The sequence below is a fragment of the Paeniglutamicibacter antarcticus genome, assembly GCF_039544305.1.
GTDB lineage: Bacteria > Actinomycetota > Actinomycetes > Actinomycetales > Micrococcaceae > Paeniglutamicibacter > Paeniglutamicibacter antarcticus_C.
Window position 1 is genome coordinate 65,737 of record NZ_BAABLK010000092.1, and the last position, 25,727, is coordinate 91,463.

Below are 25,727 nucleotides of genomic sequence, written 5' to 3' on the forward strand. Positions count from 1 at the left end.
TTGCTCGCAGGAGCATCCCCCCGCCCGGGTGATGCGACTGCGGCAGTGCGTGGGCAACGTGGTACAGCTGATGACCCGGGAGGAGCAATCCGGTACATGGGCGAGAATCTACCTGCATGTTTGGTGCGGTGAAGGGAAAAGGGACCGGGGACCATGCTGACGTCAGATCGAGATGAATCGCCCGCCGGAGGGCGCGGACTTCTGGATATCGGGGGCCGCACGTTTTCTTCGCTGCGGACGTATCCGGATTTTAGGCGCCTATGGATTTCAAACCTGTTTTTCTTCGGGGGTGTGTGGACCCATACATTGATCCTGGGTTGGCTGGTATTCGACATGACCGGCTCCGAGTTCCTCACCGGCGTCTTCACCGCAGGCCGGCTGGCCCCGATGATGCTGGGACCGATCAGTGGTGTGATCTCGGATCGCTTCAACCGCGTCAAGTTGCTATTGGGTGCCTCGGTTTGGGCATTTGCGGCGATCATCATGATTGCCGTTCTCGTCGCGACAGGCCAGGCATCGTTCTGGGCCGTGTTCGTAGGTGGCGTCTGTATCGGTTTGGCGCAATCACCGTCGCAGCCGGCCCGATTCGCTTTGGTCTTTGACTTCGTGGGACGCAAAAACCTGAACAATGCGAACGCGTTGAATTCGATCGTAACGAATATGACCCAGGTTCTTGGCCCGGCCCTGGGCGGTGCGATGATCGCAGTGTTCGGGGTCTCGACTTCCTTGTGGGTTTCCTCTTTCTGGTACGTGATTTCTTTCCTTGCGTTGTGGAAACTCAGGGACTCGGGTAAACCAGCACCACGTGTTGAACGAGAGCCGATCATGCAGATGCTCTCGGCTGGTCTGCGGGCCGTATTCTCCAGCCAGTTGGCAACAGCGGTGTTGCTGGTGACCTTTGCCGCCAACATCTTGCTGTGGCCGATGTACCAGGGCTTCATGCCGGTGTTTGCCGAAGTCTCCTTGGGTCTCGACGCCGACGGTCTGGGCTGGCTGATGACCTGCAGCGGCCTGGGCGGGCTGGTGGGCTCGCTGACCATCGCCACGCTGGGTGATGTCAGGTTCAAAGGTGCGCTCTTTGTCTTCGGTACGGGAGTATGGGCGGTGTCTTGGATCCTGTTTGCCGGGGCCGCGATGAACGGATCCCTTCCGTGGTCATTCGCCCTGATGGGACTCGTCGGTCTGGCCAGTGCACCCTTCGGGGTGCTGCAAAGCACCTTGTTGTTGATGATGACCGAGCGGGGCGTCCAGGGCAGGGTGATGGGTATACAGGAACTTGCGATCGGTGTCATGCCGTTGTCCACGCTTGTCCTCGGGCTCGCAGCCGAACTGGTTGGCGTCGCCGCAGTGGCGCAGATCAACGGTGTTTTGCTTGTGCTCTTCCTGGTGGTGCTGGGTGCAAGGGTCCCTGCGTTACTGCGCTACAGCGGAATCCAGCCGCAAAGCTGAACCCTGGGGCCATGAACGGTATTGCACGGACATACACGAGATATCGCGGCCGGTGATACCGGTCCAAGGGACCCTGAATCCGGTGCCATTAATACCGGCGGACAATTACGACGTTCTGCCCGTCGGTATGTGTGCACCAACTTCGGACTTGCGCAGAATTGGGATCAAATAAACGACCACAACAGGGCAAAGACCGCGCATCTCGCTACAGCCGCTGAATCAGGTTCACGGCATAGGGGCCCTCGGCGCTGATATAGGCGCACCACTCCCAGGATCCGAGACCGGATGAGAGCGTGAAAATGCTCAACTACTAGCGACTTCTTATAGACTGCTTCGAGTTGTGTAGTGACCACGACATGGGCCGGCATGGGTGGCTTGTAGGGTATGCACGGACGTTACCAACGTTCACGCGCCACCTTTGACGCATGGACCGGCAGAATGCTCGCCTGTCTTCTGGGATCCGCACTGGTGCTGAAGCCTTGGCGGCAATACCGGCATAGGCAACTGACCTATTGGCGTTCTCTGTTTGGCGAGGTGCCTCGGCGGAAGCAACCAGGAGCGGACAGCCATGCCGCCGTCAGTTCCACCAACGAATAAACACGAGTGAAGGACGAGCATGACGGACGAGCAGGAACCCACCGCAGAACGCGCCGACGAGGAAAAGGACGGAGCCACTTCCTCGAACGCGATGCTGCAGCGCATCCGCAGCGGAGCGATGCTCTCTGCCCTTACGAAAACGACTGCCATCCTCGGCCGGGTCCTAATCGTCGCGATTGCACTCGTCGGCCTGTTCTACGTCTTGTCCTTGCTGTGGGTCATTGTGCTCCCGCTGATCCTTGCCCTCCTGGTGTCATCGATCCTCTGGCCCATCAATAGGTTCCTGCGTCGGTTCGTTCCGGCCGCACTAGCCGCAGCCATCACGGTCGTGGGCCTGTTGGCCGCAGCGACGGGAGTCGGGTGGACCGCTGTGGCCCTTTCGGTGGACGGAGTGCAGGAACTCTCGAGCCAGGCCGTAGGCAATGTGCGCGCTCTTGGGGAGTTTGCCGAAACGCTGCCGATCGCCATTCCCGACGTCGATGAACTCCTCAACTCGGCACTTAGCTGGCTGCAGGAGAACGCCGGTGCGATCCTGACCAAGGTGTCCTTCGGTCTTGGCACGGTCGGCTCCGTGACCGTGACGATCCTGTTGACGCTGGTCCTCACGTTCTTCTGCCTCAAGGACGGCGACAAGTTCTCCGGATGGCTTTTGCGCTGGACCACCGGCACGGTCTTCAAACACGTCGCCGAGGTGTCCATGAGGAGCTGGAAGACCCTGTCCGCCTATATCTCCTCGCAGGCCGCCGTAGCGCTCGTGGACGCCGTTTTCATTGGACTTGGCCTCGGTATCCTCGGAGTCCCGCTGGCCCTGCCGCTGGCGGTGCTGATTTTCTTCGGCGGGTTTCTCCCGGTCATCGGTGCGGTCGCCACCGGGTTGCTGGCCACTTTCGTGGCTCTGCTGTCCAACGGCTGGGTCACCGCCCTGATTGTTCTGGGCATCGTCCTTCTGGTGCAGCAACTCGAGAGCAATGTCCTGCAACCGATCTTGGTGGGCAAGTCCCTCAAGCTCCACCCAGCCGTCGTCCTCACGGGTGTGACCGCGGGTGGCTCCCTCTTCGGGATCGTCGGAGCATTCCTGTCGACGCCTATCATCGCCGTCGCGATGGTCACCTTCCAGTACTCGCGGGAGCAGATGCTCGAGCCGGCGTCTACGCGTCATAATGACGCCGGCGAAGACCTCATGAGGACTGAGATAGAGGCTGGTTAGCGGCGCCGAACAACAGCGACGCCGTATCGCTGAGTTCTATTCAGCAGATTCTGCGCTTTGCCTCTATATTGCTTGTCATATGTGCTGTTATCGGCGATTGAGCCGGAACCACCGGGCAAAACTGTGCAGTCACAAAACAACGGTATGATTTTTGGGACCGTTCAATCTCGCCTGATACAGCCGGTGGTCTGCATATTATCGTAATCGGCGCAGGTCTTTTGGCGCAGTTTCCCATGGTCTAAGACTTCAATTCAGCGGGAAGATCCCTCTCACAAGTGCCATTATCCGCTTGGCGACATGTTTACCGGGACGATTCAGTGTCTTTAAAATTCTATGCTGTAGTTGGGCCTATGATTATGCTTTTCAATAACCATTTTCCGATACCGCTCGTCACTGACTTGGTGGGACTCCGTGCAGCTGAGGCTGCCGAGGCAACAGCTTTCTGGACCCTGTTGCTGGCGATAGGAACATTCGGGCTGCTTGCCGGTGCCGTCGCAGCCGCGATCTTCGCGGGACTCACTTGGAAGGCCACCCGTAGTCAGCTCAACGGAGCCAATGAACAATTAGCCATGGCCCGCAAAGCAAAATTGGAGGCAGAGGCCGACAACGTATCGGCATGGCTCATGCATGACGGTGGGAATCTGGGTGTCTTCGTCCGTAACGGAAATAGCGGGCCGGTCTATGACATGAACTGCGAATTGTTTTTTAAGCCTGATGATAAGAGCTCGACGCCGTCTGTTCCTGTCAATAATTGGGCGAGTATGGCCGTTCCTCCTGCGGTGTCTGGAGTAGAAAAAGAACTCCGCTTTGCGCTTAACAGCGACGGCTATGTTTTTGCATACACCGACCAGAAAACTGGAATCGACTATAACAAAAACCGACAGTCAACTGTCCTAATGAAGACGGATGACGACTGGAAGCCATGGAACGGTAGCGCCATATCGACAGGCCTTGCAGTGAGAATCTCCTTCCGCGATTCCTCTGGCGTTTACTGGCGGAGGGACTGGGACGGGAAGGTCACCCAGCAGGACCTCTCAATAGAAAAATCGTAAGTTTTTGCCGCGCCGAACCACTTGAAATCATTACTGTCACAGGCTCAGGCCTATTGCCCTTGAATGGGCCTGAGCTTATGGAATTTCGGTCATCTCCGGCTCCTAGTACGTCCCACCCACTTCACGGAAAAGCTGCTCGATGGCTTCCTTAGATGTTGCCTCGGCCAACTTCTTCGCCAGGCTGTCGTCGGTTTGACCGGAGAGCTGGATTGCCAACAGAACGCCCGCAGTGTCCTTGATGACGATTGCCGCCCGGCGGAAATCCCCATCGTGTTCTCGGACGTACCGGGCCAAAGCCGCCCACTTCGGTGATGTGTCCGCCAACGAATGGTTGTGCGGGTCCACCAAATCGATGGCCACGCCGCCTTCGCCGTCATCATGGAAGAACAGGAAATCCGGGTAGAGGTTCTTGGAAACTTCCGAGTCCAGATAGTGCACCGACAGCGCATGGCTGCCGCCGACAGGGTTCCTGTACCAGCCCAACAGCGTGCTTGAAGCTTGTTCGGCCTCAAGAACACTCTCCTCCCAACCAGTGAAGGTGTCGGGGAACAGCTTGCTCTCGGGCAGCGCGTAGAGGTGGGCCGCATACAGCGGTAGGGCCGCGACCAAACCGGTGTCCTTGTTCAGGATCTCTGTTTTTTGGGAGATCTTCTCGGGCATACCGAGGACGCTGTTCAGCGCTGAACCGATGGGTGCAAAGATGGTTTCAAATTCCTGGCGCTGTGTTGGCTTCAGGCGAGCCACCGCGCCGGCCGTGTTCCGTCGCCAAGACTCTACTCGTGTACCGCACTGAGACTCCAAGGCTTCCCGAGTCTCAGCAGAACGCGCCAAGGCAACGGTCCGCACGACTACTTCATCCCACTCCAGATCGCCGGCAATGACCAGGGAAGTGCTGTACCACGCTGCTGCGGCGTCAGGGAGCCGTCGTTTGGCCTCCTCCAAGAGCTGGCGCAGGTTCTTCTGGCTGGTGGCAGCCGTGCGCGAGATGGTCCCTGTGTTGACACCGCTGTACTGGTCGAACGTGGCCATCTCAAAGCTCACTTCGAGCAATGAGTCGGCCATCTTGTCGATGGCCACACGGTTCTGGCTGTACACCGAAGCGAGGGTCTCCACGACCACGTCGCGCGATTCCTGGGTGTAGGAAGATCCGCCTGGGTGCTCGAATTCGGAGTTATCCAGTAGAGTGCCCAAGCGCACCAGACGATTCACGTTCGAGGTGAACCGGCGCACCGGCTTCTGTTCCCGAGTGAGACTGTTGATGGCGTCCCAGACTGCTGCTGGCACATCAGGGTTTCGCGTCATGCTCTTGGGATTCAGCTGCACCGGCACTTCGATGTCCGCCGAATCCATGAAGGATTTCACGACCATGGCCACTTCAACCTTGTTGAAGTGCGGCAGGTAGAGGTCGACTGCGTTCAAATCGTCGAATTCCGGCTCTTCGATGCTCTTGGCCAACGGATTGCGCACCATGCGCCCAATGAGCTGAGCGATCTGCGTGTGTTCCTGGGCGGTACGCAGGGACACCATGACCTCGGCGCGGGGGCAGTCCCAGCCGGTGGTCAGGGCCTGCTTGAAGATCACCGCACGCAGGTTTCCCGATTGAGAGATCGACGTCGGGGCAATGTACTGGACAACCCTAGGCATCTGGACGCCGCTCAACCAGGTGGTGGTCGTGATGGGTGCGTGCTCGCCGAACGAATGGGCCACGGAATCCGCGTCGTCAAAGGCGTCTGAAGCATCGGTGAGTGTCTGGACAATCTCGCCGATCTTGGCGTCCGTCGTCATGTCCGGGACCTGGATCGCCAAAAGAGGCACGGGATATGACGAAGCCCCGGTGGCTCGGGCCCACTGCTGCCATTGCCTATCTGACCGATCTAGATCAGCAACAGCCTGGCGAATCAGGGTGTCATCACTGGGCTGGTCATCCACCGCATAGCTGACGTTGATCCGTTCCTTGATGAGACCCGAGGCCCGCACCTTTTGGACATCGGCTACGACCTGCACCAGGGAACGGCCGGAGGCGCCACGCATGGCCTCTTCAAATTTCTTCGGCGTTGCTGATAACCCGATGACTATGGGCGCTGGCGGGTTCACAATAGTGCGGAAAGTGTCGTTACCTCCCGGAACCTCGATGGTGGCCCCATCGAGGATTCGACGCAGAATCGTCGGCCGGCTCCGGTCCGTGGCCCCTCGGTGGGCCTCATCGACGAGCACTATGAATCCGCTGCCGCGCTGCTTAACGGTGTTGCCGATCGTTTCCCAGAGCGAATACCTACGACTATCGCCAGTCTGGATGTGGCGCTTCGCGCCGGTACCAAGCTTTTGGACGTTCAAGAAATAGACGAGCCCTGGGCTGAATTCTGCCTGGTCAAAGTCAGATTCGACGGTCCTGAGCATGTTCATGTTGATCCGGTCAGACGAAGCCCGGATCTTCTTGCGGGACTGCTCGTTGAGTTCCGCGTCGTCGGTCAGCCACAGAACTGTGGTTTCCGGACGCGGATCTGAGTCTTCGGTTCCGAAGAACAGCCCCTCCAGAACGGCCGAGGCAATCACGGTCTTACCGGCGCCGGTCGGTGCACTGATGCCGATCGCGGTCTTGCGATCACCATTGGAGCGGAGGCGCTGGGCAGCGATGCCGATTTCGTTGAGGGTTTCCTCAACAACGTCGGCTTGGTAGTCGGCAAGGGTGAAGTTCACGAATCGCTCCGGTTGATCTGGAAGGCGTCAAGGTAGGAGCCGTAGATGGGTTCAACGGTGATCTCGCCCCCGAAGGCTTCCCCGGCGAGGTCACCTTGCTCGGGGGAATCGGTGATGATGAAGACGTGTTTGACCTGATTTGGCTTGGTGGTCAACAGTTCAGCCAGCTCAGCGGCTTTCCCAGCGTTGAACAGCACAGCCATCGAGGACTCTTCGTTCCATTCGTAGTCTTGGGTGTCCTCGGTGCGCTGAACCACGGGTCCAACCGCGCAGGACTTCATCCAGAACAATGGTGCGAGGTTCTCGTACTCCAGTGCTGCGTGGACGCGGCTCTCTTCCAGGTAGGCGAGATCCAGGAACTCCACGTTGGCTGGCAGGCCGTCAGAGTAGGTAGATCCGTCTTGGCGCACTCCGGTCACGACTGTCTCGATGCGCGGCTTGGTGACATGGTGGAACACGCCCTGGGCCTCGTATTCTGAGAAGCCTGGCTGATGACCAGCTTTGCGAAGTGCTGCGTCGTCCTTGGCCGACAGCTCGTTGTTGGTGACCAGGATGCACTGGCGCGTGCCTTGGTCCTCGGCGTTGAGCCGGATGACGGCCTCGGCTGTTGTGCCCGAGCCTCCGAAGAAGTCGAGGATGACGGCATCTTTGGGGGTCACCATGCGGAACCAGCGCATCAGGACGTTGTGGTCCTTGGGGAATGGGAAACGCTTGTCTCCTAGAACGTTGACCAGATGCTTGGAACCTACGTGGCGCTCGGATTTGAAAACGTTCTCCGGGACGCGCGTGGACACTTCATCCAGGTAGCGACGGTATCGGGGCGAGGTTGTGTGGTCTTTTCCAAACTCGATACGCCCTTCGGCCAATTTTTCAGCCATACGCTCTTCGCTATAGACCCAGCCGTTGGGGTGCATCCTAACAGGGAGTCCCGTTTCAGGATGTAACAGGTCATATTGCAGGTTCGGTCTTGGGTTGGGACTTCTGAGCTGATCGGTTTGATAGACACGACCTTGTTCATCAATCCGATTGTTCATTTTCATTCCGGGATCAAAGCCGTCCCCGTTGGATTTCCACCATTCACGCATCAGCGCTGAGGCTTTAGCCGAATCGTTGCCTGACTCGGACCAAGCCTGCGAAGCGGCTGCCACGACCTGATCAAAGCCTGGTTTAAGATCCTTCCAACGAATGTCGTTTTCGACGAGAGTGTCTTTTGAACGCCCGTAGGCAATCTGATAGTCCACGCCACCGCCTCCAAAGCGGGAGTCATTTTTCACCCCACCTTGCCAGGTGAGATTTGCTAGAAAATTCTGGTCACCAAAAACCTCATCCATAAGAATGCGCAGGCGGTGGTGTTCATTGTCGTCGATAGCCACGATGATGATGCCCGTGGGCTTCAGCAGCTTCTTCGCCAGGGTCAACCGGCGCTCCATGAAGCTCAGCCACTTTGAGTGCCTAAAACTGTCCTGCTCAGCGACATAGTGATCGTTGTACTGCCACGTTTTGTTGCCTGTGTTGTAAGGCGGATCAATGTAGATCAGATCCACAGATTCTGGGTGCGTGTATCCAAGCATTTCGAGAGCATGGAAGTTCTCTCCGTTGATCACCACATGTGCGGGATCTTCCGGATTGCCCGTTCGTACAGAACCCACGGTCTTCAAACCAGGGAAGACCACTTCACCGAACTGCCGAGCAGCTGTCACGTTTGAGAGCTTCTCTTCGATCACGTTTCCGTGCTCGTCTGCAAGAGTCACAGAGTCACCGCTGATGGCACGGACCTTGTGGAATGTGCCGTCGGCTTCGCGGATGACTGTGCGACCTCGGCGCACCTGGGACTGGGGCATCCGGATGCCTTCGGGAGAGTGCCGTTCAAAGACAAGTCCGAACTTCTTCGTGGTGCGCTCGAACTCGGCCTTCAGCCTTGCTCGGAGCCCTTCGTCCGTCACCTCGTTCAAGTAGACCTCGAACATGCTTTTGGACATGACACTCCTAGAAAATTGCCGCTCAAACGGACACCCAGCTATATTTCTATCAGCAAATGCTGCGGGCACTGATCAATCGTCGGATTACTGGGTTCAATGTCGCACTTTTCCGACCTTGGCATGGTTGAACAGACTTCCAAAGTGGACACTACCTAATGAGAGGTTCTCAGCTAGCGCGCATTGACTCCGTCTTCAAATGCCCCACAGGTCCCGACAATAGAATCGATCTTGAATCTCAAACCGACGGCTTGATGACTGAGAGAGAAGCATCCCCGGAATCATGCTGTCCACAAAACGGCGTCATGATTCCGGGGATGCTTCACCAGAGCGCACCAAAGCGTGGGAGGGGCTACACGAAGTGCTAAGAGGTTAGCTGAGAGCCAGAGTCTGCAGGGAATGATAAGTCTTTCCATAGGCAAATGCTGACTCGGATGCCGGTCATCTCAGTTGGTCTTCGTCAGAGGCCCTCTTTGACGGGGCGAATGTCCAACAAGCGATAGCTGCTAGATACATCAGTCGTCATAGTTGAGTACTCCATGGTCCTCAAGAGAGATGCAGTGTAAAAGTGATCTTCTCCCGTAGGAAGCCCAGACATCTGGGCTTTGGCCTCAGGTGCCATCTGTCCCGAATACCTTTGCCCAGCAACGTTGTCGAAGAGCTCGAAGATGCCGGTCCGGAGATTAACGCCAACCAACGTAACTCTGGATAGTTCCAACTTCTCACTATCAGGGCTTCGATTATCAATGATCGACAGAGCTTTCCGGACCGATTCGAGGCCAATTTTAGCAACGCTCAGATGCCCACGATGATCAGCCAAGAACACGCCTGCTCCGGTCTCGTCGTCTGAAAGCATCGTTAAAAGGCTGCGGAATTTACTTTGAGCCCTCATGCCATATCCGCCAAGTAGCCTCGTCAACTCTTCTTGCGAGTCGGCAGCTTGTAGAAGCTCGAGCAATCTCTCTGTCGATCTGTTTATTAGGTCGTGCCCGATCAGTGTAGGGCTTGATTTTGGCGCAAGAACCATGACGAATGATGCTGCTAGGGCGCCGGTGAAAACGAGTTCTGATTCCTGGAGAATTTCTTCGGGTATCAGCCCTCGAGCCGTCGGCCGGCCACGCTCTTCTTGCGCCAGCGAGTCAACTGTGTCTTGAAAGGATCCTGCCAGTCGAGACATTGAACGGAGTGAAACCTCGGTTCGAAGCATGTCGGCGGGAAATATCTCTAGTGCGATACGAGTTCTAAATTCCCCCTCGGAGTCAGTTCTGAACTTTTCCTGATTGAAAGAGGGGAGAGTTTCAGTTGCGATCTCCAACCGCGCTTCGGCAAGAGGAAGCCAGTCATCCTGTATTTGATCAGCAGGAATTGTCTCAAGTCGATTTCCGGGATTGGCCTTCCCATATTCAGCCGTAATTTTATATACGAAGCGATCTTCTGCTTGGGTATATACCTCCCGCAGAGGGATGTATCCGCTACGAGCTAGATTCATCCGATCGCGGGACACCGAAACGTAGAGATAGGTTTCGGTGTATTCCTCTTCATCCTCGTCTACACAGTTAGCCAAGTAGAGGTTCCCCGCGCGGTTCTGTGCGACGAAGAGGCGCGGCCCGTCATGTTCAAAAAAGACTTCCGAAATTTCAAGGGGCCCGAGGAAAGTGTCAGTCGCAGGTACAAGTGTCATGGTTTTTCCGCCACACAGGTTGCTGTCGGGATATGGGTTAGCGGCTCGGGCCACCAGTCATGATGAGAGTCACCGCTTCTAGGGCTCGCGTCGATCCAACCGCACGTCAGATCAACTGACGATATCGATTTTTTTCGGGCCCACGGGGTGCTCTGTTGGGCCTTCACCAAGTCCTGGATATCTGTGAATACAGAGTGCCCATAGCAGTCGCGTTTCGCGTCTGAGCCTGGTGCGGTGCACGCGCCCATTGACTTATTGATCGGAAGAATCCAGTCAGTGTCCGGGACCGTATCGTCAATTTTGAGCTTCCCCGTTGTCAGCCGAAAGACCATCCCCTTTGCTGGAACTGCAGTGTGAGGATGGTAGGGAGGCGGGAACGCCGCTGGCGGCACGCTTGGAGTCGAGCTCATTGTGATGACTCTAGCAACGAATACCACCGAATTGGGTTAGTGTGCAGCCACAATGAAGAACCGGTATGTCATCACAGTCAGAAGTGGTCTGCACAGCTGAGGCCCTTCCTGCTCGGAAAGGCCCGATGCCCGGAGGACGTCCCGAGTGGCGCGCTGGGTGGTGGCACTTCTCGGAAACGAAGGAATGCGACAAAAGTTCGAATCGATAACTTCAAGGCCTATCGTTCCTTACTGCCGTGCGGCGTCCTGCCACAGGGAATCCGCCCGGCAAAGAGAAGCGTCAACATTTGGTCGGAGGGATCCGCAAATAGCTTGCCCCCGAAACGGTTGATCGAGCCAAGGGCCCAAATCGAGTTTTGAGAAGGAGGGTAGGTGATATGAAGGGATGAATAAATCCGGATCTTGATCCTGGGCAGGAATCTGAGTTGCACTTACTGGTCGGTGCAACTTCGACTGGGTCTCTCACGCTGCCGGCCGACTTCCGTTGAAAACACGTTCGTCAGTTTGGGGTATACCCCAACTAGACGTAAGCCAAGTATCTCGAATGATGTCACACTAGGGTTCAAATTCCCATTAATGGACATGGGTTGGTCGAGCTCATAGAATCTAACCTGACAAATAACCGGTTTTTCGTAAATGTTGGGGGAGTCAGTGGCAGGTCAACGACTGGGATACGTGCGGGTCAGCACATTGGATCAAAATGAGCAGCGCCAGCTCGAATGAATATTTGACTGTCTGGGGGCCAGCAATATTGCGCGTGGGGACCAGCGCAGGAAAACGCGAATATTGTCCGTGGGAGCCATCAGTGGCATTGCCGGGAGCCGCTTTGCCGGCGGGGTGGTGGGTGCCGCGACGTGAGTTGGTCCTGCCGACGATAGTGGAGCCATTGCCCAGGCACCCTGCCGGGACGCGCCTCCGCAAGCGGCGCGCGCCGAGCGCGCGCCGAGGGAACACAGCTGCGGCTCGGCCCTGCGTGTTCTGCACGCGTTGTCTGCAGAAGGGTTCGCACCGGCGGCCGCGGAGAGGATGTTCATGGACCGCTATGCCCTCCGCACTATCCGGTTCTGAGACGGAAGGCACACGTGACGCGAGAGGAACAGCGCCGTGCAGAATCAGGTGGAACCCGCTGGAGGCCGGTGGCTGCCACGCGGGGAGGTACTGGCCCCCAACGGCAATATCGGTGGTCCCCAACGGCAATAATGGGTGGTCCCCAAAGAGTCGAATACTCACGAAGGACAAAGTCTGGACCAGGTGTTCACCGATCATGCTTCGGGCAAGGACACGAAGCGGCCGAAGCTCGATGAGCTGATCAGATTTGCCCGTACCGGGGATACCGTGATGGTTCATTCGATGGACCGCCTGGCCCGCAACCTGGATGACCTTCGCTCGGTGGTGCAAAAGCTGACCGGCAAGGGCGCCCGGGTGGAATTCGTGAAAGAAGGTCTTGTGTTCACGGGGGAGGACTCCCCCATGGCGAACCTGATGCTCTCGGTCATGGGGGCCTTCGCTGAATTTGAACGCTCCCTGATCAAGGAACGTCAGCGCGAAGGAATTGCCTTGGCCAAAACTCGCGGTGTTTATAAGGGGCGCAAGCGTTCGCTGAGTCCTGAGCAGGTCAGTGAGTTGGTTGCCAGTGCCTTGGCGGGGGTTCCCAAGATGCAGCTGGCCAAGGAATACGGTTTGAGTCGGGAAACGGTGTATCAGTATCTGCGTCGAGCGGAACGGCCCACCGTGTAGTTGCTGACACCAAGCACAGTGCTATCCGTAGTTTGGGGTCCAACCGGTGCTCCGCGGCATTGAATTCTCTGTAAGGAATTCTGTTTCGTCGCCAATACTGCAAAATCGAAGCTAAACGTAGATCTTTAAGGCACACTATGTGTCATGAGTGACCCCGTGGAGATCACGACGCAGAACACGACTGTTGAAGAATGGACGTGGGCTCTGGCCCAGTCCACAGGATCGCCGGGCGGTGGCGCAGGCGCTGGTTTGATGCTTGCCGTCGCCGCTTCCTTGACGTCAATGGTTGCCGGTTATAGCCAAGCTTCCGAAGAATCGGGCCTGGAAGTTAGCAGCATCCTCCCACGAGCCCGCGCACTGCGCCACGAGGCATTGAGGTTGGCTGATGAAGATTCAGCGGCGTCCAAAGCGTTTGGTGCCGCCTTTCGGATGAATCCGGGTTCAGCCCGAGATTCTGCAATATCCGAGGCCTCGGTGGAGGCGGCCAAAGCCTCCGCGGTTCTGGGCCAGAGAGCGCTCGAAGCCATCGAAGACCTGGCCTGGCTTTCCACCCATGGAAACCGGGCACTTATTGCCGATGTCGTCGTTGGATTCGGCGCCTTGCGATCCACGCTGGCAGGGGCACGCACCAATGTCAGTTTTGACCTTTCAACGCTCACCGCCGCAGGAAAATCGATGGAGGAGATTCATAAACAACATCCAGTTCTCTGGTCCATGGTGGGAAAACTACATGCGGGCATTGAACGGATAGATGGTCTTGTGGCAGGCCTTGATCCCAAGGCGGCACCCACGGATGATAGGTCTTAGAACAATGCCCGTTGTACGCCTCTGAAGTGTTTAGTTTCAGGTGGTCCGTAGCTTGAGACGTAGGGAGTCGCCGACCTACAGGAAGGACACTGAAGTGAGTTCGATCAATGAGCTCATGGTGCTAGCTGGGGAACTTGGGGAATATGCGGCGGATCGTTTACATGGGTTGAGTGCCAAAATTGTCGTAGTTCCCCAAAGCAATGCACACCATCCCGGATATGACACCGGAGATCTGGTGCTTCAGGCCTACCGTTCCTACGGGGTGGAGGTGGTGCGGCCTATTTTGGAAGGCTATCAACGAGGGTACAACGCACGGGCGACAGAGCGGAGGGGGTTAGTGCTGCGCTTTGTTCAGATCACCAACGGTGTGGGGGAGGCTCTTTCTCACGCCACTGAAGAGGAAAGAACTGCGATCATCTGTGCGTTGCAGACCGGCTATCCGCCGATGCGGTTCGGCATCACCACGAGACTGAGAACGCGATACCCAGGATATGCCGATTTCTTCGACGTCACGCTGGTTGTCAGCAACCAGGCATAATCCTACTGATCGATGCCGACCACCTGATAGGTGTCAACGGATGAGACATCCATGAGCTGATCCGTAAATTCATGCACGAATACTAGCTCCAGCAGCACGAGGTCAAGCTCACTCGGGCTGGCTTCCCGCCAGCTGCTGAATGAAATTTTTACCAGTCCGCGGATGCGAAGAGGCAGGATAAAAGTGCAGCTCTTGGGGGTACTGAGCAGGTTTCCCAGGTCTTTGACCGGTCTCCGAATTGAGGCACCAACGTTTACATCCCTTCCTGATTCGTTAGCCCCAGGTGGCGCCCCATCCGCAGGCACGGATCAAGCATCGGCGTGTCCCCGAATATCTGCCAAGTGATTAGAGGCATCCGGTTGTCGATTTATCATGAGCTCGGCGTATACCTCATGATGGGTGTTGGCGAGATACTGACGCTGGATCCGACGTCCTGTCGCATCCAACCCGGGAAGATCCTTCCGGCGAAGAAGGGATCGCACCGCCTGGTCGAGTGAGTCCTCATCGACCCCTCCGGAGGTGAGTCGGAACTGAGCCAGAGACGCGTCCTGGTCCGTGTAGTGTCCGCAATCGGGTACCGCGACGTGGGTTCCCACATCCAACGCCGCTTCCAGCCAGCCTGAATGGGTTCCGAATCGGTAGGGCAGGACACTGATATCCAAGGAGGCCAAATAGGCGAAGAGTTCTGGTTCACTGAAGTACTCGTGGACCACCAGTTTCCACTGCCCGGCCTCTGCACCTGCCTGCAGCATCCTAGCTAGTTGTGGTTGGTACTCGGCGTGTTCTGGATTCATCGGCTGGGTGTGGATATTGACTTGTAGTTTCACACGGGGCAAGCGTGCAGTGATGCGAGCCAACGGGGCGAGGATACGCGGGTCCATGTTGGGCCGTAGGCTCTTGAGGTGTACCCCGATCCTTCTGCAGGGGCCCGGGTCGCGGGACGCACGGATCCTTTCCATGGTTTCAAAATCCACCACGTGCGGATGAGGAAGCACCTTCGCGTGGACACCCCAACGGTCATGTATTTCCCGGGCGGCACCTGAAGTCAGCGTGATCAGTGTGTCGGCTTCGGGGATGAGCACGTCAAGTAGGGCACGGTGCGCCGCCGGATCTTGCTGATGCGGATTAATGAGGTCGTGCACGGTATACACCAAGGGTTTGCGGTGCCGACGCAGCTCTGCAACGAGTTCACGCATTTGTTGGGGACCAATAGCGTCGAACCCGAAGTGGAGGTGCATCACGTCAAAGTCTTCATGATGGTCCTTCACCCATGCCGCGGACAACATTGCTGGAGGCCACCAGCCCGATTGGCGGGATCGTGCTCCGCCATCGGGTGGGGGATCAGGGAGCCTAAGAACCATAGGACTGTTCTTCGCCTCGGGCACCTCAAGATGACGGATATAAATCTGGCTTCGTGGAACAGATGCGACCCTGATCGGTCGACTTTCGGCAATGAAGCTCAAGGGGTTCTCCTCGGTGGAGTAGATAAAAGGGTCCTGAACGTATGCTGGATGGATACCGGTGTGGATGTGTCCCCACGTACCTGCGGTGCACTGAACCAGGAAGGCGGAACATGCAGGAACGAAAATTTTCGGTGCTGGTGATTGCCCATGGGAGGACAGGACACCTGCGGAGCCTGCTGGAGGGGGTGGGCCGCTCGACGGAGCTTCCCCATGAAGTAGTACTTGTGTATATGGACGAACCATATCCAGAACCAGTGGCCTGTTGTGTGCCACTGCGGGTCCTGCACGTTTCCACGGGTGTCGGTGATGCCGGCCTGCCGTTGGCACGTGCCCGCAACACCGCAGCGCGCGCCGCCGAACACCCCAATCTGGTGTTCCTGGACGTGGATTGCATTCCCTCGAGGACACTGTTCACGGCATTGCTCGATGCCCTGCAAACTGGCCCGGTGCTGGCGATGGCGGAGCCACGGTACCTTCGGGGACCACTGGAAGAAGCACCGGCAGCTGGTGATGCCTCGTTGTTGGCAGCCTCTGTATCCCACCATGCACGCAAACACCTGGCGCGAAACACTAACAGCTCGCACCACGAGATGTTCTGGTCGCTGGGTTTCGCCATCGAAGCCAAGGTTTTCGCACCACTGGGTGGATTCGACGAGGGATTTGCCGGCTATGGCGCCGAGGACACCGACTTGGCCTTCAGGGCACGTGTTGCCGGGGTGCCGATGCGTTTTGTGGTCGAGCCGTTGTTCCACCAGCATCACGCAGTGCACAAGCCACCCTTGAACCACTTTGATGCCATTGTTCTCAATGCCCGTGCGTTCCACGCGCGCTGGGATACCTGGCCCATGGAAGGTTGGCTCGGCGCCTTCACCTCGATGGGTCTGCTGGAGTGGGATCCTTTGGCTACCGAAATTAGCGTGCGCCGTGTCCCGACCGAGGCAGAAATTCACTCCTCCCAAAGCAACGAACCCTACTGATAACCACTTCACGCGCGTGCTTGATGTATGCATGCTGAAAGCATCGATTCCACTGTCGCGGCGAAACTGGTCCGAGGCACAAACAGGGAGTTAGATAGCGCGTGCGGATCCGATGCCACAACCTCATCCAGTGTCCTCTCCCAGTTCGTCGGCAGGTCCCAGGATTCCAGGTAAGCAACCGTAGCCGAACGGTTAAGCGCGCGGGCAAAATGCAGCTGTTCGTCGTGGGGTCGAGCCTCGGGAATCAGCAACACCGGTTTTCCGCTCTCTGCCGCGGCAACAACAGCATTATGGCCAGCGGAACTGATCACCACGTCAGCGCTGCGCAAAATCGGACCTGGGTCCGGGAGGACACCGTGCAGTCTCATGTTTTCCGGCAACCTGCTTCCCGTGCCATCCACCGAACCCACCACATCCCATTGCCAACCCGGCGAAGACGCTGCCGCGGCAGCCAGATACCTCACAGGGATCGAGGCAGCCAAGGATGTTTGGACCACGACACTGCGACGGGAACCTGTCGAACGGGTCTGGAGGAAGGGATCCACCTTGGGTTGGGGAACTGCCAGATAATGGCTCTTGTCGCCAAAAGCTTCCAAGTGCTCAGGATCCTCCAGCGAAGCTGGAAAGTAGCCGAAGAGGGCATCGGAAAGTGCATAGGCCAGTTGGTGCGCATGATCTTGACGGTTCCCTGGCATCCGCCGAAATGCCACGGGATAACCGCTCAAACGAGCGAACAGAGCAACCTCGACAGACACATCCACCATCACCACATCCGGGGCAAAGCGGGCCCAGGCTTGGTTCAACATGGAAAAGCGCTGCTGGATGGCAGGACCCACCGGAGCATAGTGAAGGTAGTCGTCTTCGCGCATTCGTCCCACCGGTATGTCTGGGCCGGCATCGGGAGGAAGAGCCACATAGTCCGCGACTGCCGGCAGCAGGTCGTTTCTGCGTGGCCCAGTGCTAGCTACCTGTACGCTCAGGCCCTCGAGTTCCGTCAGACGGCGAGCATGACGCACGTGTCCGGTGCCAAAATGATGCGCATAATAGGAGACCTTGAAATTCACCTCAACCGTCCCTGAGCATCCTGTGGTACCCGCAGCACCGAACGCAGTTGCCTCTCGTAGGCGGTGATCATCGAATCAAGACCAAAGGCCTGGGCGCTGTCACGCACTTCCTGGCGGTCCATTTCCCTGGCCAAGACGATGGCGTTTGCCAGTGCGTGGGCGTTTCTGTGGGTGGCAACAACACCGGAGCGTCGACTGATGATTTCACTCATGGCCCCTGCCGGAAGTGCGGCAACCGGAGTGCCGCAGGCAATGGCTTCGAGTGTGGTGAGCCCAAAAGGTTCCTCCCACAACGGGGAGGAAATGAACACCTGGGCCGCAGCGATCACCTGGCGTAGGCACGGCTGGTCCAGGTGTCCCAGGTAGGTGATGTCGGCGTCCAACTCGGGCTCGATGAGGGACCGGAAATATTCGTGATCCTGGACTGGTCCGGCGATCCGCAATTTCATGCTGGTTGCCCGGGCCGCGGCAATAGCCAGATGGGTTCCCTTTTCCGGGGTGATACGCCCGGTCCAGGCCGCGGTTCCGGGTTCGACCGCGACGTCACTCATCCAGCTGTTCAACGCGATGCCATTGTGGATGACCGATATCTCTGGCAACCAGCTGCGCCAATGGATGGCATTGGCATGGGACACGGTGATGTGACGATGCGCCGGCTCAGATTCCCACCCAGCGGAACCAAAAATCTCGGCCAAACGGGGCAGCACGGGGGTATGCAGGACATGCAATGTCGGTACCGAAGTAAGCTGCAGGTGGGGCAGAGGGCTCAGAGAGTTATTCAGGACTGCATCGAACCTTCCAGCGCGAACACTCTTGATGGCGAGGTCCATGGCGCCGTCCAAGGCCGCATGCTGGCGATGTCTCCCATGGCTCTCCGGGTATCCGGCAACACTAAATTCCTGTGCCAGCACCGGCTCGAAGGCGCACGAAGGGTTACTGCCTTCCTTGGCAAAAAGCGTGACATCGTGCCCCCGGGAGGAAAGGCCGGCCACCAAGTGGCCCGTGTGTGATTCCATGCCTCCGGCAAAGGGCTGAGAGATCGGATGGTGCAGATGCGCTAAGACCGCTATTCGCATGGGACGGCCCTCCGAGCTGTTTTCGAAGAACGTGAGCAGATCCGCATCGACAGCTGACTCCTTCGCAGAGTTATCAAGAAAATGTAAAATCCAACCCTTCCCAACACGGCAAGGGCGCATTTACTGAGGATATGTGCGAAAAGCATGACCTGGATAGCACTTTGCACTGTAGTTGCTCGAATTCCCCACAGGAGCAGGACTTCCCAGCGCAGTCATTCCACCCCACACCTCACATGTGACTCCCAGTTGTTTGATGCCACGAAGATTAGCCCTTATTTTATCCACCCGATAACCGACCCCTGATCTCCACGAGATATCCAGGGAGCTAAGCGTTCACGACGTCATGGCTATCTTGTTCTTGTTCCCCGTGCGGCCACCGTGCGGGTTCTCCAGAAGATTGGCGCGACGGGGGACAGCGAAGCTGAAGGTTCCCCGATCGAAATGATTCAATTGCCTGGGCCCAGCACATGATGCTCGACGCCGAATAAGCAGTTCTTAGGCAACCCACCACGGTCCGCCATGAGGCAACACTCGAGCGACAAAGCGGACCTGGCCGATGAGGGGGGGCACGACAACCCGTCGTGGCCCCCTCACTTGCTTGGATTCCAGGTGACCTATCCGCCGATCAGGGCTCCAGTACGACCTTGATGCAACCGTCCTGCTTTTTTTGGAATGTCTCATACAGCTCGGGTCCGCGCGAGAGGGGAGCGGTGTGGGTCACCAGGTCATCGAGTCCCAGCGGATCCTTGGGATCTTCGGTGAAGGGCAGCAGCTTCTGGGTCCAGCTGCGGACGTTGCACTGTCCTTCGCGCAGTTGGATCTGTTTGTCGAACAGGTCAACCATTGGCATCGGTGTGGCTGCGCCGGCGTAAAGCCCGCTGAGGGAAACCGTTCCGCCTCGACGCACGGCGGCGATGGCCGTGTGCAGGACCGAGGTCCGGTCAACGGAAATCGTTTCCATGGCTTTCTGCCCCAACTTCTTGGGCATCAACCCGGCACTGGCCTGCACCAGTTTTCCGCCGGTGGACCCGTGCGCTTCCAAACCAACGGCATCAAGGATGGAATCCGGTCCCCGCTTGGTCATTTCCTGCAGCTCCGCAACGATGTCCTTGGAGAAATCAAGGACTTCCACGCCATGCCGCGATGCCATGTCTCGTCGCTCGGGAACTGGGTCGATGGCGATGACCCGGTGACCCAGATGCACCCCGATCCTTGCGGCCAGCTGGCCCACAGGACCCAAACCGAATACCGCGAGGGTGCCGCCATCAGGAACGTCCGCGTAGTCGACGCCTTGCCAGGCGGTGGGCAGGATGTCGGACAAGAAGAGGTATCGGTGATCGGGCAGCTCGCTGCCCACCACCATCGCGCCATAGTCACCGTGGGGCACACGAAGGTATTCTGCTTGCCCACCTGGCACACTGCCGTATAGCTCGGAGAACCCCATGAAGGCGGCACCTTTGCCGTGACTGCGGACCTGGGTCGTTTCGCACTGTGACTGCAGGTCCCGGTCGCACATCCAGCAGTGACCGCAGGCAACATTGAAGGGAATGACGACGCGGTCCCCGACCTTGACCCGGGAGACCGCGGAACCCACTTCCTGGACGATACCCATTGGCTCGTGCCCGATGATGTCCCCGGCGTGCATGTATGGACCCAAAACTTCATACAGATGGAGGTCTGAGCCGCAAATTGCCGTTGAGGTCACTTTGATGATGATGTCAGTGGGTTCCTGGATCTGCGGATCCGGGACTTCGGTGTATTCGATATTCCGCTTGCCTTGCCAGGTCAATGCCTTCATTTCTTGGCTCCTCAGTAGGTGAAACGAAAATTTCCATTCCAGTTAAACAGCGAAGCAGGGCAATAGCAATACTTTGGTCGTTGGGACACACTCCTGCCTCCCGGAAGCTGCTCACCGATGTGTCCATTACTTACATGAACCTGCCAACTCCATTCAGGATTTTGCTTTGAAACACGCCAGAAGGTGGCTGCGTCTCGGGTAAAAACTCCTTGGTGGGGATTGTGAACCCTGAAACTCGTTCTGGGCCAACAGAAGCCTGTGAGGGCGGCCGTTACATTGGAGGCAGGGGATAGGAGGGGAATAGCAATCGGCTCCTCAGCCAGCGGGGACTATCGCAGAATCCGAGAATCGAGCTAAAACGGTGGAGAGCGCAGGGTCTTTCCTTTAGGATCGATTCGACCAGTGGTGGGTGCGCTGTCTGGCGCAACGCTGGATGTGGAAGCAACATATACCGGATGAGGTGACGCGAATGGGTAAGCGGTATGGAGTTTTGTTCGACGTGGACGGCACCTTGGTTGATTCAAACTTTCACCACACGATGGCATGGTGGCAGGCTTTCCGTCGTTTTGGTCATGATGTTCCCATGGCGGAAATCAACCGTGCGATCGGCATGGGAGGCTCCAAGCTCATAGAGCACCTGCTGGGTGAAGAACGGAACCGGGAAGAGGACGCCGAACTCGAAGCGACCCACGGCGCTGTATTTGCCACCTACTGGCCCGGATTGCGACCTTTCGAAAAAGCCGCGGATTTACTGGAATTATGCGCCGCGAAGGGATTGGTCACGGTTCTTGCCTCTTCGGCCTCGAGGCAGGATTTGGGTGTCTTGCGCGGCATCATTGACGCTGAAGACGCCATCACCGCCGCTACTTGCTCTGCTGATGCGCAGAATACCAAACCGTCTCCCGACATTCTCCAAGCGGCTCTCACCCAGGGTGATTTCACGGCGGAGAATGCGGTGTGTGTGGGGGATTCGGTATGGGACGTCTTGGCCGCCTCAAAGCTGGCGATACCATCGATTGGGATTGCCTCTGGTGGTACGAGCGAAGCAGAACTGCGCGAGGCCGGAGCACTTGAGGTATACAAGAATATTCAAGAGTTGTTCGAAGCATTCGAAGGAAGCCTGTTGGGAACCCTGTCACCTAACACCTGAACAGCTCATCACCCTGATCCGCAGACCCCCGCGTCACGGCCAGGATACTGGGCACAAGGGTCGAAACCACCCCAAGGACCACGACCCGTGCGCCTTGGCGCCCCTCGTAGATCTCCGCTGGATGTTCTCGCCCCAGACGGAGCTATCTGAAGCTACATGGGGAACCAGGACGCGGATCGTTCAAGGACTTCGCTAAACCCGCCAGCATGAAAGTGCTGACGTTGCACCATCGCGCCGTTCCCCTGCCGCATGATTCGCTCCAACCCATTTGCGACGTATCCGGTGTCTTCGCTTTGGGCCAGTGCATCCTTGGTGTAGATCAGCAGTTCTTCGAACATCGCGGCCATGCTGGTCTTGGTTCCGGTACGCAGGTTCAAATGGTTTCCTTGAATACCGAATTTCGCTGCCTGCCAATGAGCGACATCGTAGACTTCCGGCGGAGCAGTGGGCACCGCTGAGGCACGGCCTAGCCCCGTGGTGACTAATGCACGGATGATCAGTGCCAGTAAGACCGTGTCGGCTGTTTGAAGTTGGGCATCGGCAACCCTGACCTCCACCGTGGGGTACTTGGTCGAGAGCCGAGCGCCCCAACCAATATGACCGTCATCCAGAACCACGTCGGAGGAAAGCAGGAACTCCATGCGCTCGGAGTAATCCTCGGGCCCGGCGAAGTAGGGCGGGATTCCCTGCACTGACCACCGTCGGTTGTGGATGGCACGCCAAGAAGCGAATCCGGTGTCTGCCCCACGCCAATACGGCGAGTTGGCACCTAATGCGGTCAACAATGGCAACCACGGACGCAATGAGTTCAGGGCCTTGACCCCGGACTCGAGGTCCTCGACACCCACATGTACATGGGTACTGCCTATGTAGTGTTCCGCGGCGATCGCAGGACAAAATTTGTTGATGGCATGGTAGCGATCCGAGGCGGAGATCGTAGCAGCGGTTGGTTGGATCCGCGGAGGGGTGCCTAAAGCGTGAAGTTGCAGCCCCGCTTCCGCCGCTAGACCTGAAAGCGTTCGCCGCATACGCGAAACGGAGTCTATGGCTTCTTGAGAGTGGGTGAAGACCGGTGAGCTGGTTTCGAGTTGGCAGGCGAGTAATTCCGAATGGATTGTGTCGTTTCCAGCATCCAGCTCTTCGATTTGCTCGTGCAGGCTTTGTGGCGGAGCTGCAGGGTACCCGGTGTCGGGGCGAATGAAGAAGAACTCTTCTTCGATTCCGAAAGTGCGCATGTTTTCCTTGCCTTACATCAATAGTGAGGACGAACCGAAGGGACCTGTATGAGCATCAAACACCAAAGCCGGTAACGTGCCACGGGCCAGGGAGTCCGGGATGTGACTGCCTGGCCGTGGAAGGTTTTCGGCTGAGGATACTGCTTCATGCAGTCCTCGGGCTCGGTCCCGTTGGATCCCGAGAACTTAGATTTCTCGATCGTTAAGGATTCGCGGTGCAGCCAAGGCAGTGCATGAGGATTCGTTAGTTTGCTTCGAACTTGATGAGCTTGTGGGTCCCATCGCAAAAGGGTTTGATTGCTGATTTTCCGCACCGGCACAGCGCCACCGTTTCCCGACTTCGAGGAACCGGCTCCCCATGGGCGTCGAGAATCTCAAAATCCCCTCGCACCAGCAAGGGACCCTGGGGACACACGGTAATTTCGGTGCGCTCGTTCATGCCTGGACCAAACTTTTTCGCAGTGAGGATTGTCGTTGTTCCCAAGCATCCAATTGCCAACGCCCCACCAAATCATCCAGGTAACAGACGGCCGCAGCACCGAAGAATACTTGTTCGGCCGTACTGGGATCTTCTTCAACCAGTCCACCGGCCAGATCCCGGCCCGCAATCTGTTCGTGCACGGCATCGGCTTCGACATGCTCATCAAAATAATCCGTGACCGGGGATTCGAACCCCAGCCGACGGAATCCGCGGGCGTACCTCGAATTGGGAATCGAGGATGTCATCTCATAAATCGCCAGATGCCCGCAGATGGCCCCCCGGAGGCGGCGGTGCAGCCCGAACAGGGACATGGTGTTGACCGAGGCCAGGGTGATAGCGGGGATTTGGTTGATGTAGGCACCGAAAGACGAATCCAATTCCAGGCCTTCCATGGTGCGTGCAAAAAGTTCGGAGTGCATGTGTCCGCTACGTCCGCCGCCATACTCATCTGCCTGGATCTCCACCAGCGCAGCTTTGGCACGTCCTGCCAGGCGTGGAATCGCCCACGTGTGTGGATCCGCTTCCTTGAGTTGATACACGGATTTGTGAATCAAGAATTCCTTGGCCTGGTCCAGGTCTGCATGGCGTGCCACAAAGGAAGCCACCGAAGGCCCCCCGGTGTCTTGAGACATGGAAAACAAGGCCTCAGCGACAACCTCCGCACGCGGTTCAATCTCGGGTATGTTGCCGGCCGCCTCGCGCAGCCGTGCTTCGAGTACGTCCTCGATCCTTGCCCGCAATTCAATCAACCGCGGATGCCACTCCCACCGGTCATCGATCCCCTCAAACCCTGCATAGTGGAGTTCATAGAGGATGAACAAAACCAGTTGAAGATCCTCGTCGTACAAAACATCACACGCAGGCAATGCGGAATCCAACAGCCCATGCACTTGGTCGAAAGAAAACCCTAGATCGCTTGTTTCCAAGGCTTCGATGAGAGCGGAACCGATAGGCCCGCGGGACACAGGCAACTGCATGTGATGCTCCTTGTATGAGATGTCCAACCAGGTTCATCCGTGCGGGACGATACTTCAACTATGACAGTGACAGAAACGCTGCGCCATTCTTTTGCACACCGCCGCAGCAGCAAGATGGCAGGAAAAGCAGAAGGAGCTGATGCTCTGTTCGCGGATACGACGGCTACGAAGGGGACAGTGATAGCGAAAATAGGTTCAAATGCCTAGTCCTCGGCCACCCTCAAGCCTCCAATCAACGAAAAATGGGGGAACGCTATCGGGGTCCTGTCGGTATGAGCCGGGATGTCGGGTAAACAGGAGAAGGACGGAACCGTAATTTCGGTTCCGTCCTTCTTGGTATTAATGCAGTGGTTGAAGGAAGCTTACTTTTTGAAGGAGTCCTTGACGTCTTCGCCGGCCTGCTTCGTCTTGCCGGCAGCCTGGTCTTTTACGCCTTCGGCCTGCAGCTTCTTGTTATCGGTAGCATCGCCGAGGCCTTCCTTGGCCTTGCCGGTGGCTTCCTGGGCCTTGTTGCTGATCTTGTCTCCGAGTCCCATACTTTTCTGCCTTCCTTTGACCGAACGTACTGACCAAGCCAGCATAACCACACTCGACGGATTACGCACGAAAAATGTCGTCCGTCTTTGGCGATCCTGGACCAGCGTTGGGCAGGGGATAGCCAAGGATCGTAGGGGTTATGCCTGTGGTGCTACTTGGTGGCGTTGAGGTTACTTCTTTTTCTCTTCGAGGCGTAGTGCGATGCCGATGGCGAAGAAGGTCGGGGCCCAGTGGCCGACGAAGATTCCCCAGCGATCAGACTGTGCACGACTGTGCGATGGTTTGCCGCGGCTAATCAGCCAAGAAGTGAAGGACAACGCAATCGAGGCGAAACCGCCGATGTATGCGTATTCGCTTTTCACGCCGAGGTCATGGATTTTTTCAATCATGCTCATACCTGCTTCTTCTTGTGATGTGGACAAAAACCAGTCTTGCATGGAGCTGTGGGGTTGAGAAGTCTTTGGTGGACCCTGGGGGACAAGAACCTGTCGCCATATTTCCAGGGCACACTTCAATGCCACTCCATACCCGGATCCACGAGTTTTCCCACCTACAAGCATCGCGATGCCATGCCAGAATGAAAGGGCAAAGCCTGCCTGGGACAGAACCATTTATCCGGTAGATAAGGATTCAACAGGTGCACAAGACAAGGAGAACGCCGGTGAAGGAACAGGCAACCGATCAGACGCAGCCCTATCAGCCAGACTCGTTAGAGACCGCTTCTTGAACGAGAATAGAGGCTGAAGGCAGGAGGGAAACCACACCATGACCATCGACTCATCAGCAGGAACCAGCCACCCCCACCCCGGGGAACCAAC

20 protein-coding genes are annotated in these 25,727 nt (G+C 57.3%); 8 read left to right on the top strand and 12 right to left on the bottom strand.

Going from position 1 to position 25,727, the window contains the following annotated elements:
• The first annotated feature begins 153 nt into the window (after positions 1-153).
• The 3 genes from ABEA12_RS17555 (at position 154) to ABEA12_RS17565 (ending at position 4,305) form a co-directional block, all read left to right on the top strand.
• A complete protein-coding gene (locus ABEA12_RS17555) occupies positions 154-1,449 on the top strand; it encodes an MFS transporter (protein WP_210101433.1) in 1,296 nt (431 codons plus the stop codon).
• A gap of 616 nt (positions 1,450-2,065) precedes the next feature.
• Entirely contained in the window at positions 2,066-3,253 is a 1,188-nt protein-coding gene (locus ABEA12_RS17560) for an AI-2E family transporter (RefSeq protein ID WP_210101432.1), read from the top strand.
• A 317-nt stretch (positions 3,254-3,570) separates the two neighbouring features.
• Complete coding sequence (locus tag ABEA12_RS17565) at positions 3,571-4,305, top strand: hypothetical protein (RefSeq protein WP_345469109.1); 735 nt, start codon at positions 3,571-3,573, stop codon at positions 4,303-4,305.
• Between the two features lie 102 nt (positions 4,306-4,407).
• On the opposite strand, the gene ABEA12_RS17570 is transcribed toward ABEA12_RS17565, so the two are convergent.
• The 3 genes from ABEA12_RS17570 to ABEA12_RS17580 all read right to left on the bottom strand — a co-directional run bounded on the left by ABEA12_RS17570 (position 4,408) and on the right by ABEA12_RS17580 (position 10,659).
• Positions 4,408-7,002 (bottom strand): DEAD/DEAH box helicase, encoded by a 2,595-nt coding sequence (locus ABEA12_RS17570; RefSeq protein ID WP_210101430.1) that lies wholly within the window; start codon positions 7,000-7,002, stop codon positions 4,408-4,410.
• Positions 6,999-8,981: a site-specific DNA-methyltransferase gene (locus tag ABEA12_RS17575; RefSeq protein WP_210101429.1), complete on the bottom strand. Its 1,983-nt coding sequence runs from the start codon at positions 8,979-8,981 to the stop codon at positions 6,999-7,001. Before ABEA12_RS17575 ends, ABEA12_RS17570 begins: the two co-directional genes overlap by 4 nt.
• Before the next feature lie 457 nt (positions 8,982-9,438).
• Positions 9,439-10,659 carry a DUF6575 domain-containing protein gene (locus ABEA12_RS17580; protein ID WP_210101428.1) on the bottom strand — a complete coding sequence of 407 codons (1,221 nt, stop codon included), beginning with the start codon at positions 10,657-10,659 and terminating at the stop codon, positions 9,439-9,441.
• A gap of 1,613 nt (positions 10,660-12,272) precedes the next feature.
• On the opposite strand from ABEA12_RS17580, the gene ABEA12_RS17585 reads away from it, so the two are divergent.
• From ABEA12_RS17585 to ABEA12_RS17595, 3 genes are all read left to right on the top strand, one after another.
• Positions 12,273-12,806 (top strand): recombinase family protein, encoded by a 534-nt coding sequence (locus ABEA12_RS17585; protein ID WP_210101427.1) that lies wholly within the window; start codon positions 12,273-12,275, stop codon positions 12,804-12,806.
• A gap of 144 nt (positions 12,807-12,950) precedes the next feature.
• Entirely contained in the window at positions 12,951-13,613 is a 663-nt protein-coding gene (locus tag ABEA12_RS17590; RefSeq protein WP_210101426.1) for a cyclodeaminase/cyclohydrolase family protein, read from the top strand.
• Between the two features lie 94 nt (positions 13,614-13,707).
• Positions 13,708-14,151, top strand: a complete 444-nt coding sequence (locus tag ABEA12_RS17595) for a hypothetical protein (RefSeq protein ID WP_210101425.1) — start codon at positions 13,708-13,710, stop codon at positions 14,149-14,151.
• A gap of 308 nt (positions 14,152-14,459) precedes the next feature.
• Here the strand turns inward: ABEA12_RS17595 and ABEA12_RS17600 are convergent, their stop codons facing one another.
• Positions 14,460-15,857 (bottom strand): glycosyltransferase, encoded by a 1,398-nt coding sequence (locus ABEA12_RS17600; protein WP_425571803.1) that lies wholly within the window; start codon positions 15,855-15,857, stop codon positions 14,460-14,462.
• A 23-nt stretch (positions 15,858-15,880) separates the two neighbouring features.
• Between ABEA12_RS17600 and ABEA12_RS17605 the strand changes: the two genes are divergently transcribed.
• Positions 15,881-16,591, top strand: a complete 711-nt coding sequence (locus ABEA12_RS17605) for a glycosyltransferase family 2 protein (protein WP_425571802.1) — start codon at positions 15,881-15,883, stop codon at positions 16,589-16,591.
• Between the two features lie 8 nt (positions 16,592-16,599).
• Here the strand turns inward: ABEA12_RS17605 and ABEA12_RS17610 are convergent, their stop codons facing one another.
• From ABEA12_RS17610 to ABEA12_RS17620, 3 genes are all read right to left on the bottom strand, one after another.
• Entirely contained in the window at positions 16,600-17,355 is a 756-nt protein-coding gene (locus ABEA12_RS17610; protein ID WP_345469119.1) for a glycosyltransferase, read from the bottom strand.
• A gap of 296 nt (positions 17,356-17,651) precedes the next feature.
• Positions 17,652-18,671, bottom strand: coding sequence for a glycosyltransferase (locus tag ABEA12_RS17615; protein WP_210101421.1), 1,020 nt, complete (start codon positions 18,669-18,671; stop codon positions 17,652-17,654).
• A gap of 685 nt (positions 18,672-19,356) precedes the next feature.
• A complete protein-coding gene (locus tag ABEA12_RS17620) occupies positions 19,357-20,529 on the bottom strand; it encodes an alcohol dehydrogenase catalytic domain-containing protein (RefSeq protein ID WP_210101420.1) in 1,173 nt (390 codons plus the stop codon).
• 499 nt (positions 20,530-21,028) lie between these two features.
• On the opposite strand from ABEA12_RS17620, the gene ABEA12_RS17625 reads away from it, so the two are divergent.
• The gene (locus ABEA12_RS17625; RefSeq protein WP_345469112.1) at positions 21,029-21,679 is read left to right on the top strand and encodes an HAD family hydrolase; all 651 of its coding nucleotides are present in this window, start codon (positions 21,029-21,031) and stop codon (positions 21,677-21,679) included.
• 152 nt (positions 21,680-21,831) lie between these two features.
• Here ABEA12_RS17625 and ABEA12_RS17630 read toward each other — a convergent pair whose 3' ends face one another.
• The 5 genes from ABEA12_RS17630 to ABEA12_RS17650 all read right to left on the bottom strand — a co-directional run bounded on the left by ABEA12_RS17630 (position 21,832) and on the right by ABEA12_RS17650 (position 25,304).
• Positions 21,832-22,914, bottom strand: coding sequence for a carboxylate-amine ligase (locus ABEA12_RS17630; protein ID WP_210101418.1), 1,083 nt, complete (start codon positions 22,912-22,914; stop codon positions 21,832-21,834).
• Positions 22,915-23,158: 244 nt separating this feature from the next.
• The gene (locus tag ABEA12_RS17635) at positions 23,159-23,353 is read right to left on the bottom strand and encodes a CDGSH iron-sulfur domain-containing protein (protein WP_210101417.1); all 195 of its coding nucleotides are present in this window, start codon (positions 23,351-23,353) and stop codon (positions 23,159-23,161) included.
• The gene (locus ABEA12_RS17640) at positions 23,350-24,372 is read right to left on the bottom strand and encodes an iron-containing redox enzyme family protein (protein WP_210101416.1); all 1,023 of its coding nucleotides are present in this window, start codon (positions 24,370-24,372) and stop codon (positions 23,350-23,352) included. The genes ABEA12_RS17635 and ABEA12_RS17640 overlap by 4 nt, the downstream gene beginning before the upstream one ends.
• Positions 24,373-24,734: 362 nt before the next feature.
• The gene (locus ABEA12_RS17645) at positions 24,735-24,908 is read right to left on the bottom strand and encodes a CsbD family protein (protein WP_210101415.1); all 174 of its coding nucleotides are present in this window, start codon (positions 24,906-24,908) and stop codon (positions 24,735-24,737) included.
• Between the two features lie 171 nt (positions 24,909-25,079).
• Positions 25,080-25,304 (bottom strand): hypothetical protein, encoded by a 225-nt coding sequence (locus ABEA12_RS17650; RefSeq protein ID WP_345469115.1) that lies wholly within the window; start codon positions 25,302-25,304, stop codon positions 25,080-25,082.
• Positions 25,305-25,727 lie beyond the last annotated feature (423 nt).

What these genes read in the sequence shown, in the direction of transcription:
- ABEA12_RS17620 (WP_210101420.1), bottom strand. Translation starts at nt 20,529, where the DNA reads ATGAAGGCATTGACCTGGCAAGGCAAGCGGAATATCGAATACACCGAA.
- ABEA12_RS17560 (WP_210101432.1), top strand. Translation starts at nt 2,066, where the DNA reads ATGACGGACGAGCAGGAACCCACCGCAGAACGCGCCGACGAGGAAAAG.
- ABEA12_RS17645 (WP_210101415.1), bottom strand. Translation starts at nt 24,908, where the DNA reads ATGGGACTCGGAGACAAGATCAGCAACAAGGCCCAGGAAGCCACCGGC.
- ABEA12_RS17630 (WP_210101418.1), bottom strand. Translation starts at nt 22,914, where the DNA reads ATGCGCACTTTCGGAATCGAAGAAGAGTTCTTCTTCATTCGCCCCGAC.
- ABEA12_RS17590 (WP_210101426.1), top strand. Translation starts at nt 12,951, where the DNA reads ATGAGTGACCCCGTGGAGATCACGACGCAGAACACGACTGTTGAAGAA.
- ABEA12_RS17600 (WP_425571803.1), bottom strand. Translation starts at nt 15,857, where the DNA reads ATGGTTCGTCCATATACACAAGTACTACTTCATGGGGAAGCTCCGTCG.
- ABEA12_RS17615 (WP_210101421.1), bottom strand. Translation starts at nt 18,671, where the DNA reads ATGGAATCACACACGGGCCACTTGGTGGCCGGCCTTTCCTCCCGGGGG.
- ABEA12_RS17635 (WP_210101417.1), bottom strand. Translation starts at nt 23,353, where the DNA reads ATGAACGAGCGCACCGAAATTACCGTGTGTCCCCAGGGTCCCTTGCTG.
- ABEA12_RS17610 (WP_345469119.1), bottom strand. Translation starts at nt 17,355, where the DNA reads ATGGTGGATGTGTCTGTCGAGGTTGCTCTGTTCGCTCGTTTGAGCGGT.
- ABEA12_RS17580 (WP_210101428.1), bottom strand. Translation starts at nt 10,659, where the DNA reads ATGACACTTGTACCTGCGACTGACACTTTCCTCGGGCCCCTTGAAATT.
- ABEA12_RS17575 (WP_210101429.1), bottom strand. Translation starts at nt 8,981, where the DNA reads ATGTCCAAAAGCATGTTCGAGGTCTACTTGAACGAGGTGACGGACGAA.
- ABEA12_RS17640 (WP_210101416.1), bottom strand. Translation starts at nt 24,372, where the DNA reads ATGCAGTTGCCTGTGTCCCGCGGGCCTATCGGTTCCGCTCTCATCGAA.
- ABEA12_RS17555 (WP_210101433.1), top strand. Translation starts at nt 154, where the DNA reads ATGCTGACGTCAGATCGAGATGAATCGCCCGCCGGAGGGCGCGGACTT.
- ABEA12_RS17650 (WP_345469115.1), bottom strand. Translation starts at nt 25,304, where the DNA reads ATGAGCATGATTGAAAAAATCCATGACCTCGGCGTGAAAAGCGAATAC.